Source organism: Candidatus Clostridium radicumherbarum, from assembly GCF_045310525.1.
Lineage (GTDB): Bacteria > Bacillota > Clostridia > Clostridiales > Clostridiaceae > Clostridium_AT > Clostridium_AT radicumherbarum.
This window is the reverse complement of sequence record NZ_JBJHZY010000001.1, coordinates 583,310-598,947: the sequence shown is the minus strand read 5'-3', so window position 1 is coordinate 598,947 and position 15,638 is coordinate 583,310. Positions and strand designations below refer to the sequence as shown.

Here is a 15,638-nt window from a genome sequence, read left to right as displayed (position 1 = left end):
TATATTTTAGTCCTTATAAAAAATACAACATATAGTCAAGCTACATGTTGTATTTTTTCATCATTTTTTCTTATCCTTCTTCTTTTCGCCTTTCTTGTCTCCCTTTTTAGTAGAACCGCTTTTGCTTTTTCCTTTATCAGGCATCTTATTTCCCTCCTGCTCTTCATTTTTTACGTAAATTTTATAAGTATTTACGCAGACCATGTTAATTTGAAAATTGAATATAACTTTACCTATATGTAATATATTTCTACAATTATCTGAATATTCCTTCAATAATGCAGTAAAAATAAAATAAATGTATAAAATTATAATAATTTTGGACAATAATATTGTATATTGAATTTTTAAATAGTAAGACAATTAAAGTAATACAAGGAGGATTGAAATGAAAAAAATAGCAAATGGTATTTTATCAGCTTGTTTAATTCTTTCTATGTCTGCCTGTACCCCTAAGACTACCCCACCTCCAGCAACAGGAAGTAATGCACCAACGCCTTCAACTACTGGACAGAATGCTATTACTGGAGGAAACACAGCAAGTAATGGAAAGTCTATAACCTACAAAGACGGAACCTATGACGAGAAACACAAGAGTACTAAGCCTGGCTATGAGGAAGCAGTTGTAACTATTAAAGGCGGAAAAATTTCTAATATTGACCTAAAGAGATTGGATGACAATCAGAAGGAAGTAAATTATAACGACTGGGATGGAACTAAAAATGGATACCCAAACCTAAAACAATTTAGGCTGGATTTAGCAAATGCAATGATTGCTAAACAATCTGCTGATGTAAATGTAATAAGTGGCGCTACAGCTAGTTCAAATGGCTGGAAAGCTGCCGTATCCGCTGCATTATCAAAAGCTCAATAAGATTTATAAAATGGACTGACTCAAACTAATTTAATAAAATAAAAGTTTACTAAAATAAATAAAATATGCTTCATGAGCATATTTTATTTATTTTGCTGTGTCCTCTTTATAACATGTGCTTCTCTAATTTAATTTGTAACCTTTTATTCGGCAGACTTTGAGACTTGTTTTTTGCTTATATTACTTTTTATCTTCTCAGTTACTTCTGGATTCTTATAAATTTCAGCCCCGGCTTCCATATCATTATTAGCAAGAGCAGCCATTCTAAGCTGCATTGCTGTCAGCTTTTTAGTCATAAAAATCTCCCCTTTCATTATTATTTTTTTATTGTAATAGTACTTTTATACAATATTAAAGGTATTTACATCATTTCCCTCAGATACTTAAGCGGCACATAAAATGTCAACTTATTTAATATAATTATAATGACTATTATGTTATTAATTTTCGGAGGGTTATATGTTTAAAAATAAAGTTTTGTCAATTGTTTTAGGATTAGCATTAGCTGCTGGAATATTAACAGGTTGCAATACAAGCAGTCCTACTAGCAATAACGGAAAGCTAGTTGATGGGGTTTATAAAGTCGAGTATGATAATTTCGATAGTCATGGTTATAAGGGCCAGCTTGAGTTAACTATAAACGGTGGTAAAATTACTGAAGTTAAGTATGATGAACTCAAAAATGATGGAACTTTTAAATCAAAGGATGAGGCTTACAAGAAATCAATGGAGGAGCAGTCAAAAACTTATCCAGAAAAGGCTTATTCGGAATTAAAACAGCAGCTTCTTTCAAAACAAACCTCAAATATTGATGGAGTAACTGGGGCTACTGCTTCCTCGTCAAACTTTAAGACATTAGTAAAATATGCACTTGAAAGTATGGCTAATACAGGAAAAACTACTTCTGCAAAAATACCTGCAGCAAAATAGGGATATACAAAATTAAACCTCTGTATTTTTACAGAGGTTTAATTACTATAAATTATTTAATTTGAAGGAATTGTGACTTCTACACGATTTTCATAAGCTTTTTTAATAACACTTATGAAATCGCCGTGTGCATCCTTAAGGCTCATTGTTGCACCACTGGTTACGTCAGCAAGTGCTTTCTTTTCGCTGTCAGTTAGTTTAGCTAACTTTTCTTTATCCTTCTCATTTGTTGATTTAGTAGTTAATGGACGGCCATTAACATCAGAACAATATTTCGAAAACCATTGTTCAATATCATTAACAGTTTTACCTTTGAAGAAATTCTGATAAAAATCTGCCTGTTTATGCCAATCATTATTATAGTTCATGCCATATTGATCTCCACGTTCACGTTTTGTTTTCCATCCATTAACTTCGGCTGCAATTGATTCATTAGTATTATTAGAAATACCACTTACTTCGCCGCTTTTATGGTCAGTTATATTATAGCCTTGTATTCCGGGCCAGCCAGAAAAATGAGGCATACTTTCTCCATCATAATTAGGTGTGCTTACTTCAAGAGAATCGAAATATATATTTATTATTTTCCCGTCTTTGTCAAATGTAGCATTTGCAGTCAAATAAGTAAAACTATAAACCTGAACTTCTTTTTTATCTTTTCCTGGTCCAACACGGAAAGCTGGAATTTGCCCAAGACCCTGATAAACTTTTACACTTGTATTTTGTGCTGGTTTATCCTGAACAGTTGGTTGAGTTGTGCTGCATCCTGTTAATACTCCTATACTCAATGATAACCCTAAGATAATTGAAATTACTTTTTTCTTTAACATAAGTCCCCCCAAATAATTTATTAATATAAATGTTCCTAATACATTATATGGTTTGATTGATAAATTATTAACCAAATTACCTATTTATTTTCAAATGTATAATTTTATTTAAAATATTTCTATTAAAACTAAACATTGCTATTGAAATCTAATAACTCTTTTAACCGTTTTCAAGTTAACATTTTTATAACCTTGTAACCTATGATATAATATCCTTATGTCGCCAAGTAATATGGAACAAAGGAGGAGTATAATTGATAAAAAAGTTTATATCAATATCTTTAATAATTGCTTTTATTTTTAGTACAAGCTATACAGCCCATGCTGATAACCCACAGGATGCTATTGTAAATAGTAAAATAAAGTTTCAGCAAATGAATGAGAATATAATAAATACTAATAAACAAGTCTCTTTACTAAATACTGAAATCGCTAAAATAAAAATTGATATAAATAAAAACAATATTAACATAGATAAAAACAGTAAAGAAATTGATAAAGAAAAAGTACATATGGAGGAATTGGAAAACCAAGTAAGTTTTGCCCAGGGTATAGCTAATAAAAGGCTTAGAGTTTTGTATATAAATAGTTACAGCGAAAGTTTTATTTCAGTTTTACTTTCTTCCAAAAATATAACAGATTTCCTTTATAAATATGATGCAATCGAGAGTGTAATGTCTTACGACGCGAAAGTATTTAATGACTTAGAAATAAAGAAAAGTTATTTAAATGAAAGCATTAATTCTTTAAAAATAAAAGAACAGGACTTACAAAAATTAAAGGATTCTAATATGTCAAATTTAAGTAAATTAAATAATGACAAAAGTAATCTTGAAGCCTTAATTGTACAATTTAATAAAGAAAAGAATTCAGCAATAGAAATAATTAAGGAAAATGAAGAAAAATTAATAGCTCATTCGGTTGCAGCAATTGATTCAAATTCTTCTACAATTCAGGAGGTACAAGATGCCCTATCAACTTTAAATAGTTTAATTTCTCAAATAAGTACTGCTTCTGTTAAGAATAAAGCAAGAAGCTATATTAGCTTAGGAAATAAGAAATTAACAGAGTTAATAGCTATAAACACCTCACCAGTTATAAATGACAATAATAGCTATAAGGCAAGTTTTGCCATGGTAGCTACAGCTTACACAGGCGGCACAATAACAGCCTTAGGATTAAAGCCTGTAAGAGAGCCCTCAGGTTTAAGTACAATAGCTGTTGATCCATCCGTTTTGCCTTTAGGGGCAAAAGTGTACATACCTGGCTACGGATATGCAATATCTTCTGATACAGGAAGTGCTATAAAAGGGAATATTATTGATTTATATATGAACTCCGAAGCTGATTGCTATGCCTGGGGTAAAAGAAGTGTGACTCTATATATAGTTGCCTATCCAGGTCAGTGGTAACTTTCACATCATGCGGGTGCTCCATACTTTGCTGGTTTATTACTAGTAAGGTAGGAGCACCTTTTCACATATTGTTCACAAAATTCCTTGATAATAGTACAACATTGTGCAGTTATACTTATTATCAAGGAAAATTTGAAAATTAAACAATGCCTGTTTATTTTCCATAAACAGCTTAAAAGGAGTGAATGATATTGAAAAAAATTAAACTTACAAAAGAAACAATTGCATTAAGCTTAATTACTCTCTTGTCAGCAATGCTGAATTTTGTAAATTTAAACATAGAAGGCACAGCCAATGCCTATTATGCAGCAGCAGTAAAAAGCATGACTATGAGCCTTAAGAATTTCTTTTTCGTAGCCTTTGACCCTTCTAGCTTTGTAACAATAGATAAGCCGCCTCTTGGCTATTGGTTTCAGGCTATTTCCGCTAAAGTATTTGGTTTTAGCGGCTGGAGCATAATTTTACCCCAAGCTCTAGCAGGAGTAATCTCAGTTATAGTAATATATTTTATTGTTAAAAGGTCCTTCGGAACCTTAGCAGGGCTTATTTCCTCACTTTGTCTTGCTGTTACCCCAGTATTTGTTGCAGCAAGCAGAAATAATACAGTAGATAACGTACTAGTCTTAGCATTACTTCTGGCTTGCTGGACTCTTTCAATTGCTGCCGAAAAAGGGAAATTTAAGTATCTAATATTGAGTATGGTGCTAATAGGCATAGGTTTTAATATTAAAATGCTTCAAGCATATATGATAATTCCTGCAATTTATATTACATACCTATTAACCTCGGCAGTTACTTTTAAGAAAAGACTTCTTCATCTAACTTTAGGTACTGTTGTTCTTCTTGTAGTTTCCTTATCTTGGGCACTAATTGTAGATGCTGTACCAGCTAGTAATAGGCCCTATGTAGACAGCAGTACAAATAATACTGTTATGGAACTTATAGTTGGTCATAATGGACTAGAAAGACTTAGTTTAAGCAGTAATTCAAGCTATGGAGGCGGCCCTATGGGAGCACCAAGCATGAATGGGCAAGCACCACAAGGACTGCCAGGCGGCAACGGGCAAACATCTGAAGGTAAAAATAATAGCAGTACAGATGCCACTGCAAGTGCTAGTCAGAATCAAAATAGTCAGCCTCAAGCAAGCTCAGGAAATAGTTCCACAGATACAACTGCAAATGCATCACAAAACCAAAGTGGAGGAGACAATCAAGGTTTTCCGGGAAATCCTCCTTCTAATGGCGGCGGTATGACGGTCAATCCCCCAAATGGCGGTGGTCAAATGGGTGGTCCCGGCACAGGAAATTCAGCAGGATTACAAGGCACTTTTGGTGGTCAAACTCCATCAAGTATAACAAGGCTATTTTCAAAGAATATATTGTCTGATCAAATAGCTTGGTTTATACCACTAGCGGTTATTGGATTTATTGCTGCTGCTATTAAGGAAAAGCTTAAATTTAAACTTGATAATTCAAGAAAACAATCCTTAGTTTTGTGGTTCATGTGGTTTTTACCTGTATTTTTATATTTTAGTTTTAACACAGGTACCTTCCATTCCTATTACTTAACTATGCTTGCTCCACCTGTGGCAGCTTTAACTGGTATTGGCATTACTGTAATGTGGGAGCTATATAGGGAAAAAGGCTGGAAATCATGGTTCTTAACCGCATCACTAATTGCTAATGGCGTGGTTCAACTATTGATGTTATCTTATTTTTCAAATGCCTCAAATATTATAAAGGTATTGATGATATTGCTAATAGTTTTATGTTTTGGAGCATCTATTGTCCTTTCAATACTTAAATTCATGGAAAAGAATGATTTTGCATCAGAAAATGATATTAATGATGTAAAACAAAATAAGAATCTAAAATTAAAGCAAACTGCAGTAAGTATAGCATTAATCGGATTATTAGTAACTCCTTTAGTAGGCTCTGCAGCAGCAATGTTTTACGGTCTTAATGGTTCCTTCCCTGCAGCTGGTTTAGAGTTATTGTCTAGTAATCAAGCTGAAGGTAGAATGATGGCTGGAAATATAGGAATTACCATAGGAGGCAGCGGAAACTCAGCATTAATTAATTTTCTCCTAAAAAATAAAACTTCATCACAAAAATATTTACTGGTAGTAAGTTCAGCTAATGATGCAGCAGATATTATAATAAATACTGGCGAATCAGTAATGGCAATTGGCGGTTTTTTAGGAAACGATAAATCCATAACTTTAGATCAATTTAAAGAGCTTGTAAAAAATGGTGAAGTGAGATATGTTATGACCGGTGGAGATAAAGGCGGTAATGGAGGTGGAAGTACAAGCAGTGAGATTATGGCTTGGGTTAAAGAAAATGGAACAGTCGTAGCTTCCAGTGAATATAGCGGCACAAATGGTAACTTAAAAATTGATAATACAAGCAGTAATAATATTTCAAATACTTCAAACTCTAATAATTCACAGGAAAATCCCATGGGCTTTGGAGGTGGAGATTCTGACCGTCAACTATATGATTTAAAAGCTTATACAGAAAGTCTTTCAAAAAATATAAAATAAGAAAATAGGCTTAATAATAAGAGAATATGGCTTTTACCATATCCTCTTATCATCACCTACAATAGGAAGGAGGACAAGGAGAACAAGGAGGACATTCTAAATTTGAAATTTCCTCTAGTTTAAATTCAAGTACCATTTCCATCTTAATGGTTTTTGTGATTTAATTATTGAAATAGGCATGTCCACCTCTATTCTAATACATAATATAATTTTTATATTAAAATGTTCCTAAATTCATGCAGAAAAAAAACGGATAAAAGTATACCCATTATACCTTTATCCGATGATAATAATACAATGTTTTATTTTATATTTCTACTGTTGCAGCTTTCAAAAATTCTAGTTCTTCACCCTCTACATAAGGAGAAAGCTTTTCAAATACGGTCTTATGATAGTTGTTTAGCCATGACCTTTCTTCAGATGTTAATAATTGAACATCAACAGCTTCTAAGTCTATTGGACATAAGGTTAAAGTTTCGAACTTCATAAATTGTCCGCCGTCTTTAGTATTTACATCTTCTTGTACAACTACTAGGTTTTCTATTCTGATTCCGTGCTTATCAGCCTTATAAACTCCAGGTTCATCTGAAGTAATCATTCCCTTTTCAAGTCTTACTGTGTTAGGAACCATAGAAACTCTATGAGGTCCTTCATGAACATTTAAGAAAAATCCTATTCCATGTCCTGTGCCATGTTTAAAGTCCATACCAGCATTCCATAGTGGAATTCTTGCTATAACATCTAAGCTTGATCCAGTAGCACCATACAAAAATCTTTGTTTAGCTAAATCAATCATTCCTCTAAGTACAAGAGTAAAATCTAATTTCTCTTCCTCAGTTATTGGCCCCATAACTATTGTTCTTGTTATATCTGTTGTTCCGTCTAAATATTGAGCACCTGAATCTATCAAATAAAAGCTTTCTGGTTTAATAGTTGCTTGATTTTCTTTTGTAGCACTATAATGAGGCATAGAAGCATTTGCCTTGTATGCTGAAATAGATCCAAAGCTTAAATCATAGAAGTTTTCCCCTTGTCTTCTTAGCTCTTCTAATTTATCTGAAGCCTCAATTTCAGTAATGTTACGTGTTTTAATGGTCTTCTTAATCCAATTTAAGAATTTAACCATAGCAATACCATCTCTTACCATGGCATTTCTTACATTTTGTATTTCTATATCATTTTTTACAGCTTTTAATTTAGTAGTAATATCCATAGCTTCTACAGTTTTAATCTTTATGGCACTATGAACTAAAGTATTAGTCTTTGCAGGATCAAACAATATTGTTCCATTATTAATATTTTGTAAGAAGTTAACTATACCGTCATAAGGCATTATTTCTATGTTTGCCTTTTGTAGCTCAGATCTAACTCCTGAATTGATTTTTTTATCATCTATAAATAGATAATATTTATTTTCAGAAACTACTACATAGGATATTGTTAAAGGGTTGCATTGTACGTCCCTTCCTCTTATATTTAACAGCCATGCAATATCATCAAGACCAGAAATTACATAGTAATCTGCTCCCACAGCCTTCATTTCTTTTGCAACATACTTAAGCTTTTCTTCTCTTGATTTTCCAGTATATTTTACATCATGAAGAATTACTTCTGTACTAGGCTTAGAAGGTCTATCCTTCCAAATCATATCTATAAGATCTTCACCTAGAGCAAAGGAAAACTCTTTGCTTTCTAAAGTCTTATTTAAATTTCTAAAATAATCTACTGAAATAACCTTTCCATCAAAGCCAACTTTTGCCCCCTTATTAAGAGAGTTCTTTAGATATTCTTCAACAGTTGGGACTCCGCTTTCACCCATTTTAAATAAAGTAACTCCAGAACCTTTTAGTTGATTTTCAGCTTGTATAAAATATCTTCCGTCAGTCCATAATCCAGCTTCCTTTAAGGTTATAACAGCTGTTCCAGCGGAACCAGTAAAACCAGTTATAAAAGTTCTTGCTGCATAATGTTCTGCCACATATTCACTTTGGTGGGGATCTGAACTTGGAACTATGTATGCATCTAGGTTTCTTTCTTTCATTAAGTTTCTTAGTGCTTCAATTCTTTCATTTACGTTCAATACAATCACCTCATTTAATAGTAATCATTTACAATAAGTATTTCATTGTATAAATTAATTATATCACAAAGATTTGCAAGTTAAAGATGTCATCATTATTCAAATTTTTATTAGCAACATCATCATATATTATATTTATTAAGTATTTTTAAAAAATTATGTATTGTGTAAAAATAATAAATTAATTTAATATTAAAAAACATATTGACTTTCCACTTTAACTATAGTATTATATTATATAATTTATTTAAAAGGAGAGATATCAATGATAACTTTAGTAAACAAACATGTACAATTCTTTTTTAATAGCCAATTTAGATAGGATTTGTACTTATGTTAATCATAGCATAGATACAAATCCTAAGAGAAATGAAATCTTAAGGTTTTGTATCTATGTTGGCTAGTTTGTTTATAAAGTTATTCATTGTAACTATAAAGAAGCCACATAGATAATCTATGTGGCTATTTCGTTTTTTGCCGCATAGAGAAATTTATGCGGCCTTTTTATATCCAAAAATATTAATAAAAGGGGGCAAGTTTATGAGTGTAGTAGCAGCAGTATGTACACAAGGATTAATATTAGGTCTAATGGTTATGGGAGTATATATAAGTTATAGTATTTTAGACTTTCCAGATTTGTCTGCAGATGGAAGCTTTTCTTTAGGTGGAGCTATAATTGCTCTCTCCTTAAAAAGTGGTTTATCCCCAATTACAGGTTCTTTGTTTGCACTAATAGGAGGGTTAACAGCTGGACTTCTAACTGGAATTTTTCACGTGAAATTTAAAATTTCAAATTTACTTTCTGGAATTTTAGTGATGGGAATTTTATATTCTCTTAACTTAAGGATTATGGGAAAAGCTAATGTTCCATTGTTCAATACAAATAATATGTTTAAAAATAACCCTTCTCCCGTGATTCTTTCATTAGTTTTGGTAGTTATATGCAAGCTTTTCCTCGATTTATTTTTGAAAACTAGGCTTGGATATATCCTTAAAGCTGTAGGAGATAATTCACAAATGGTGAGTTCTCTTGGCATAAAAGTTGGCAGCATAAAAATTTTGGGGCTTATGTTATCTAACTCACTTATATGTTTTTCTGGAAGTATAATGGCTCAGTATCAAGGATTTTCAGACATCTCTATGGGTATAGGTACTTTAGTTTTAGGTATTGCCTCCATTATTATAGGGCAAACACTATTGAAAAGAATCATATTTTTAAAGGAAACCAGCAGGATATTAATTGGTGCAATAATTTATCAATTTACTATTTATTTAGCTATGAATCTAGGAATGTCTGCAACAGATTTAAAAATGGTTACTTCCCTAGTTATTGTTTTATTTTTAGGACTATGCCAATTAAAAGTTTATAAAAAAATCACAATTCTTAGTAAGGGGGACTTTATAAATGTTAAAAATTAATGGCTTATCAAAGGTTTATCCTATTCTCTATGGAGCACCAAATATTGTATTATCAAATATTTCCCTAGATATAAAGGATGGTGATTTTATTAGTATTATTGGAAGCAATGGTACAGGTAAATCTACTTTTCTAAATATCATTTCTGGACTTGTAAAAGAAAGCTCTGGAGAAATTACTTTAGATGATATAAATTTAACTGCTTTACCTGAGCATAAGAGAACAAAACTTATTAGTAGAGTTTTTCAAAATCCTTCAGCAGGTGCATGTCCATCAATGACAGTTAGAGAAAATTTATCTCTAGCCTTAAATAAAGGAAAATTATTAAATCTTAAAAGGTGCCTTTGCTATAAAACAGAAAAATTAGAAGAGATATTAGCTTGTATTTCCTTAGATTTAAAAAAGTCTTTGGATATTAAAGTTAAATACCTATCAGGAGGACAAAGACAGGCACTAGCTCTAGTTATGGCTAATATTTCAAATCCCAAGATTCTTCTATTAGATGAGCACACCGCTGCCTTAGATCCTAAAACCTCAAATGAAATAATGAATTTAACAAATGATATTGTTAAAGATAAAAACATTACTACCCTAATGGTTACCCATAATTTAAAACATGCTCTTACCTATGGAAATCGACTAATTATGCTTCATAAGGGAGAGATTCTACTAGATGTAAGCGGCAGCGAGAAGCAAAAGTTAACCATTGAAAATATATTAGAAAGGTTTGATTATGCAATATAAAAATAAGCTTAGTAAATATTTATTAAGTTATTATAAAAATATACAGGGGGTAAATTAAAAATGAAAAAATTAAAGATTACAAGAGTATTAATTATTATGTTACTGGTAGGTGCAGCTATATTAACAGGCTGCAGTAAAGCAGGTGCAAAGGTTACTAATTCAAAGTCTAATGTTAAGATAGGAATCAGTCAAATTGCTGAGTTCACGGCTTTAGACGATAATAGAAAGGGCTTTATAAAAGCATTGGAAGATAACGGCTATAAAGAAGGAACAAATTTAGAAATTGATTATCAAAATGCCCAAGGTGACTTAACCATATCTCAAACTATAGCTAAACAATTCGCCTCTCAAAATAAGGATTTAATTTATGCAATTGCAACTCCTTCCGCACAAGGTGCCTACAACGCAACTAAAAAGATTCCAATATTAATAAGTGCAGTAACTGACCCAGTAGCTGCAGGAATAGTTAAATCCTTAAAAGAGCCTAATACTAATGTATCTGGAACTTCAGATTATTTACCAGTAGCTAAGCAATTAGATTTAATTAAAATGTTTATACCAAAAGCTAAAAAAATTGGCGTTTTGTATAACACAAGCGAAATAAATTCTGAAGTCCAAGTAAATCAGCTTAAGGATTACGGCAGTAAAAACGGCTATGAGGTTTTCTCTGTTGGAGTTACTAGTACAAATGAAATTAATCAAGCTATAGGCAGCCTGCTTGATAAAATTGATGTTCTATATGTTCCTACTGATAATTTAGTTGTTTCTGCTATGCCTATGGTTGTTAAAAAAACCTTAGAGAAAAAGATTCCTGTAATTGCTTCTGAAAGTGGTTCCGTTGAAGCCGGTGCATTGGCAACACAAGGAATAGACTATTATAAATTAGGCTATAAAACTGGAGAAATGGCTGTTAAGGTTTTAAAAGGTGATGATATTTCTAAAATGCCTATAGCTAATGCAGATGAAACTAAGATTATAGTAAATGAAGATACTCTTAAATCCTTATCCTTAGTAAAGCCTGATAATAAAGATATAGTATATGTAAAATCTAAATAAGTGAACCCGTACTGCTGTCTAATGCAGTACGGGTTCTTATTCACAGCTTATCATTTTTATTTTACATTATGATGCATCATTTGTGAAAAAAAAGCCTTTATGTTGAGTTAAATCGCATTGCTTTTTAATAATTCATTGGTGCACTTCTTCTATTGCTTGAAAACTTTAAATTTATCCTTTAAGGTTATTATTTTTATATTTAAATCCTTAAGGAGTTTATCTAGACTCCTAGTATTGTTAATATACCTAAGGTTATTTCTGCTAACTAATAATTCTACCATCTTGATAATATCTTTCTTTTGATTTTCATCAAGTCTGTTGTTATCTTTTAAAGACCATCCATTAATATATGCCAATGTAGTCCAAATTTGCTCATCTGTAATTTTATTTATATCCATAAGCACCCAAGTAAAATCTTTTCTTCTATTATTTGCCGGATATGCTTCCTTAAAGAACTCAATAAAATAATTTATTGGCTTTGGATCTTTTTCCTTAACATATTTTCCTAATTGTGCTTTTAGCTGATTTTTTAAAAACATCTTTGTATTTACTTTAATAATACTGCTCATTTCCTCTATGGCATCATAAACAAAGGTGTAGGTGTCTTGTATTGTCTCGCTTGATAAATCATTTTGTTTAAGTACCTTTATGATATCTATGTATTCCAAAATATTTTTTTTAGTGTTCAGCTTTTTACCATATAATACTCCCCAAATTTCCTTTGAATTTAATTCTTCTATGTTTGCTGGAAGTTCTACAGTTACCTTATTTTTTATATCAATATCCATATTTACCATCCTTATAAATTCATGTATGAACTCTTAATATTACTAATGAAATTCTACAGTTTTTAGTAACATCTTACCATTATAAATGTAATATATCAATTAATAAATACAGTAAAAATAAGAAGCATCTCTTTAAAAAGATGCTTCTTTAATAAACTACTTATTTACCTTTGTTTTGTCTTGATTTAGCATTTAAATCTTTTGTTTCTTGTAGACTAGAAGAGGTTGAACTAGTTAAATTTGCACTATTATTAGTAGATGATGCCATTGTGCTTCCACTTCCGGCTTGTGAATTTAATTGTCTTGCTTCTTGAGTATCTGGGCTATTATAATCTGTAGAACTTGCTGAACTAGTCATGCTTCCTTGTCTAGATTGCTGATTTAGTTTTTTAGCTTCTTCTAAACTCTTATCATTATTTGTCATCATTATTTCTCCTTTTGTTATTAATTTTATATATGATTCGTAAACTATTTAAATTCAGCTTACGTTTTATATTATGTCCTTTTTATTTTTAACTATTCTAAAAAATTAAAATAAAAGGCTAGTAGTTTAAATTCAACTACTAGCCGTCTTCATAAAATAATTTTTAATTTGCTATATTTAATTTATTTAGCTTTTTAATAAATAGAACTTAAATCCTACTTTCTTTCTAACTTCCATCTAAAATTATTATCTCCATCATTTTTTATATAGCTGATATAGCCATCAAACTTTGTACCATCTTCAGCTGTAATAGCCTTTAGTTCTGCTTTTCCGCTTTTTAATAATTTTTTTACTATGGACTTGGTAATTTTTTTATTAATAGATTTTAAGAAATCATCTTCCTTCCAAATAACGTACTTGCAGCCACTTTTCCAATTGCTGCAGCCAAAGCCTTTCTTTCCTTCTATAATATCATGTCCACATAAGGGACATTTACCAAAGGTTTCAACTGCTGATTCATCCGTTGAATCTAACTTTTTACTTGGAGCATTTTCTTTATTACCTGCAGCTTTTTTTACTACACCAGCCTTATTACCGCTAAAAGAGTTTGATTTATTATTATAATCATTCAAGATAATTGTTTTATCTCTCTTTATAGTAATTACAGAGCTTGCTACAAACTCAAAAATAAGCTTTAGAAAATCTTCTTTATTGAATTTTCCTTTTTCTATATCTGATAAAGTCTTTTCAAGTCTTCCTGTATATTCTAGGTCAAATAGTTCTTTTATAGGAAAATGTTCCACCATTCTTTTGCCTAAAGCGGTACATAACAAAGACTTATCCTTACTGTAAATATATCCAATATCCTTTAATTTCTTAATAGTCTCAGCTCTTGTGGCTGGAGTACCAATACTAAAGCCGCTTAATATAGCATCCATCATATCATTGCTGTCTTCTTCCTCGAACTTCTTACCACAGGTTTCCATAACCCTTAGTAAGGTTTTTTCAATGTGATATTTCGGAGCAGTAGTCTTATGGGAAGTTATTTTTGAATCCACTAATTGGACATGTTCCTTTATATTAACTAAAGGTAAAATAGTATCCTTAGATTCAATTTTTTCAACCTTTTTCCAGCCCTCAACTATTTGAACCTTTCCTTTTGATATAAATACGCCTTCTATAAGAGAATCATCTATCTTAGTTGTAATCTTGGTTTCTTCCACTTCTGCAATAGGCATAAACTGAGCCAGGAATCTATTTTTTATAGCATTATAAACTACAGCCTCATCACCTGTAAGTGTTTTAGGTAAAATATATGTAGGAATTATAGCACTATGGCTCTCAACCTTAGAGTTATCAAATATTCTCTTGGTAACTTGAAATTTAATTTCATCTTCAAAGGGTAGGCCTTTTTTTAAGAGCTTTAATACTTCTTCAGCTTTTTGAGCTAAGCTTTCCTCTAAAACTGAACTAGCTGTTCTTGGATAGGTTATATGTTTTTTCTCATATAAGCCTTGAGCTACAGTAAGTACTTTATCAGATGTCCATCCCTTATTCTTGCTTGTCACATATCCTTGCAGATTAGATAAATTAAATAAATATGGTGGATATTCTTTTTTCTTTTCTACTTCTTTGTCTACTACTGTTCCATTTTTATCGATTAAATTGTTTAATACTGCTTCAAGTTCTTTTTTATTATTAAATTTTTCTTCTCCATTTAAGGTATAAGTACCGTCATATTCCTCATTTTTTTCTGTTTTGAAGGTTCCCTGAAGCTTAAAATAATCATTTGGAACAAAACTTTCTACTTCCTTATCTCTGTCATATATTATTTTAAGAGTAGGTAAAATAACTCTGCCAATATTTAAGGGTCTGCCCTTGCCCCTTTGATATTTTAAAGTAGCAACAGAAGTTAAATTTATACCAATAACCCAATCAGCCCACTGTCTGCTGATTCCAGCGTCCTGCATTGGCTTCATCTCTTCATTTGGTTTTAATTTATTTAGACCACCTAATACTTCCTTTGGTGTCCACTCATTTAGGAGCAGCCTATAAATTGGCTTACTAATCCTTAAATATTTTAAAATTGTATCACCTATTATTTGCCCTTCTCTATCAAAGTCGCAAGCTGAAATGACGGCTTCTACATCTTCTCTTAAAACCAGTTCCTTTATTATATTTATTTGCTTGTTAGCTCCACTGTCCTTTTTAGACTTATCCTTGGAGTCACTTTTCACCTTGTATTTAAAGCGCTGTGGTATAAAGGGAAACTTCTCCATTCTCCAAAGGGCCATTTCAGCGTCATAATCCTTGGCATCATAAAGCTGAAGTAAGTGGCCAAAGGCCCAGGATACAATATAGTCCTGTCCTTCCAGATAGCCGTCTTTTCTAATTTTAATATTTAAGGCCTCAGCTATGTTTTTTGCAACGCTGGGCTTTTCCGCAATTATAACTTTTTTAGCCACTCTAGGCACCTCAATCTATTTGAATTTGTACCTAAATGATATCATCTTAATTTTTTATTCGCAAGTTTT

The 15,638-nt window shown here is 31.5% G+C and carries 14 protein-coding genes; 7 read left to right on the top strand and 7 right to left on the bottom strand.

The genetic code is table 11. From position 1 onward, the window contains the following. Positions 1–60: 60 nt before the first annotated feature. Complete coding sequence (locus tag ACJDUH_RS02895) at positions 61–204, bottom strand: hypothetical protein (protein ID WP_406763649.1); 144 nt, start codon at positions 202–204, stop codon at positions 61–63. A 184-nt stretch (positions 205–388) separates the two neighbouring features. Here ACJDUH_RS02895 and ACJDUH_RS02890 point away from each other — a divergent pair, with 184 nt between their 5' ends. Continuing rightward, the gene (locus ACJDUH_RS02890) at positions 389–874 is read left to right on the top strand and encodes an FMN-binding protein (RefSeq protein WP_406763648.1); all 486 of its coding nucleotides are present in this window, start codon (positions 389–391) and stop codon (positions 872–874) included. Between the two features lie 143 nt (positions 875–1,017). Here the strand turns inward: ACJDUH_RS02890 and ACJDUH_RS02885 are convergent, their stop codons facing one another. Beyond that, on the bottom strand, positions 1,018–1,170 hold the full coding sequence (locus ACJDUH_RS02885) for a hypothetical protein (RefSeq protein WP_406763647.1): 153 nt from the start codon (positions 1,168–1,170) through the stop codon (positions 1,018–1,020). 163 nt (positions 1,171–1,333) lie between these two features. Here ACJDUH_RS02885 and ACJDUH_RS02880 point away from each other — a divergent pair, with 163 nt between their 5' ends. After that, positions 1,334–1,804 carry an FMN-binding protein gene (locus ACJDUH_RS02880; RefSeq protein WP_406763646.1) on the top strand — a complete coding sequence of 157 codons (471 nt, stop codon included), beginning with the start codon at positions 1,334–1,336 and terminating at the stop codon, positions 1,802–1,804. 56 nt (positions 1,805–1,860) lie between these two features. Here the strand turns inward: ACJDUH_RS02880 and ACJDUH_RS02875 are convergent, their stop codons facing one another. Further along, positions 1,861–2,634, bottom strand: a complete 774-nt coding sequence (locus tag ACJDUH_RS02875) for an FMN-binding protein (protein ID WP_406763645.1) — start codon at positions 2,632–2,634, stop codon at positions 1,861–1,863. A gap of 254 nt (positions 2,635–2,888) precedes the next feature. Here ACJDUH_RS02875 and ACJDUH_RS02870 point away from each other — a divergent pair, with 254 nt between their 5' ends. Next, a complete protein-coding gene (locus ACJDUH_RS02870; protein ID WP_406763644.1) occupies positions 2,889–4,046 on the top strand; it encodes a 3D domain-containing protein in 1,158 nt (385 codons plus the stop codon). Positions 4,047–4,240: 194 nt separating this feature from the next. After that, positions 4,241–6,595: a glycosyltransferase family 39 protein gene (locus ACJDUH_RS02865; RefSeq protein ID WP_406763643.1), complete on the top strand. Its 2,355-nt coding sequence runs from the start codon at positions 4,241–4,243 to the stop codon at positions 6,593–6,595. Between the two features lie 307 nt (positions 6,596–6,902). On the opposite strand, the gene ACJDUH_RS02860 is transcribed toward ACJDUH_RS02865, so the two are convergent. Further along, entirely contained in the window at positions 6,903–8,675 is a 1,773-nt protein-coding gene (locus tag ACJDUH_RS02860) for an aminopeptidase P family protein (RefSeq protein ID WP_406763642.1), read from the bottom strand. A 540-nt stretch (positions 8,676–9,215) separates the two neighbouring features. Here ACJDUH_RS02860 and ACJDUH_RS02855 point away from each other — a divergent pair. Genes ACJDUH_RS02855 through ACJDUH_RS02845 form a run of 3 tightly spaced genes read left to right on the top strand, consistent with a single transcriptional unit; the run spans position 9,216 to position 11,892 of the window. Further along, a complete protein-coding gene (locus ACJDUH_RS02855; protein WP_406763641.1) occupies positions 9,216–10,094 on the top strand; it encodes an ABC transporter permease in 879 nt (292 codons plus the stop codon). Next, a complete protein-coding gene (locus ACJDUH_RS02850; RefSeq protein WP_406763640.1) occupies positions 10,081–10,836 on the top strand; it encodes an ABC transporter ATP-binding protein in 756 nt (251 codons plus the stop codon). Before ACJDUH_RS02855 ends, ACJDUH_RS02850 begins: the two co-directional genes overlap by 14 nt. 60 nt (positions 10,837–10,896) lie before the next feature. Beyond that, positions 10,897–11,892, top strand: a complete 996-nt coding sequence (locus ACJDUH_RS02845; protein ID WP_406763639.1) for an ABC transporter substrate-binding protein — start codon at positions 10,897–10,899, stop codon at positions 11,890–11,892. A gap of 149 nt (positions 11,893–12,041) precedes the next feature. Here the strand turns inward: ACJDUH_RS02845 and ACJDUH_RS02840 are convergent, their stop codons facing one another. From ACJDUH_RS02840 to ACJDUH_RS02830, 3 genes are all read right to left on the bottom strand, one after another. Continuing rightward, entirely contained in the window at positions 12,042–12,680 is a 639-nt protein-coding gene (locus ACJDUH_RS02840; RefSeq protein ID WP_406763638.1) for a hypothetical protein, read from the bottom strand. Positions 12,681–12,840: 160 nt separating this feature from the next. Next, entirely contained in the window at positions 12,841–13,104 is a 264-nt protein-coding gene (locus tag ACJDUH_RS02835; protein ID WP_406763637.1) for a hypothetical protein, read from the bottom strand. A 215-nt stretch (positions 13,105–13,319) separates the two neighbouring features. Next, the gene (locus ACJDUH_RS02830; RefSeq protein ID WP_406763636.1) at positions 13,320–15,569 is read right to left on the bottom strand and encodes a type IA DNA topoisomerase; all 2,250 of its coding nucleotides are present in this window, start codon (positions 15,567–15,569) and stop codon (positions 13,320–13,322) included. Positions 15,570–15,638 lie beyond the last annotated feature (69 nt).